Here is a 720-nt window from a genome sequence, read left to right on the forward strand (position 1 = left end):
ATAAATAACAAAATTAGTGTTAAAATGGAAATTATATGATACATTAGAATAAAAGAAGAATAATGATGCAAGGAGAAATTTATTATTTGTTGATAAAAATAAGGAGGAGAGCAATGGTAAAAAAGACAGCAAAAGAAATGTTGGAGATAGCAATAGAAATGAGAAAAAAATCATATGCACCTTATTCGAATTTTTGTGTAGGTGCATGTTTAGAATGTACGGATGGAAAATATATTACCGGGTGTAACATTGAAAACTCCAGTTATGGAGCAACCAATTGTGCAGAGAGAACAGCTTTTTTCAAAGCAGTAAGTGATGGAATAACTCATTTTTCAAGAATTGCTATTGCGGGAGGACAACGAAATGGAGCACTTCAAATATGTCCACCTTGTGGAATTTGTCTGCAGGTCATGATGGAATTTTGTGATCCGGATCATTTTGAGGTGATTTTAGGAGATGGTGAAAATGATATCACATACTTATTAAGGGATTTGCTGCCAAAAGGATTTGGACCAGAAAATATAAAATAGTGTAAGTAAAACAAATAATATTGCGCAAGAGTAGGACAAGATAAAAAAACAGGTTTTACAGAAACACAGAGAGATGATGAAAGATAGTGTCAAGTAAGCTATGAAAAACGAGCCGAAGAAAAATAGGCTCAAATGAACCTTGAAAATTGCAGATATTTATGTTTTTGATAATGGACGCCATCCTTGAGGG

At 33.2% G+C, this 720-nt stretch carries 1 protein-coding gene; it reads left to right on the top strand.

Features of this window, described 5'->3' with window-relative positions:
• Positions 1-65 precede the first annotated feature (65 nt).
• Entirely contained in the window at positions 66-530 is a 465-nt protein-coding gene (gene cdd / locus DW981_RS14810; protein ID WP_347474591.1) for a cytidine deaminase, read from the top strand.
• Positions 531-720 lie beyond the last annotated feature (190 nt).

The organism is Clostridium sp. AM49-4BH, assembly GCF_003478335.1.
Classification (GTDB): domain Bacteria; phylum Bacillota; class Clostridia; order Lachnospirales; family Lachnospiraceae; genus Butyribacter.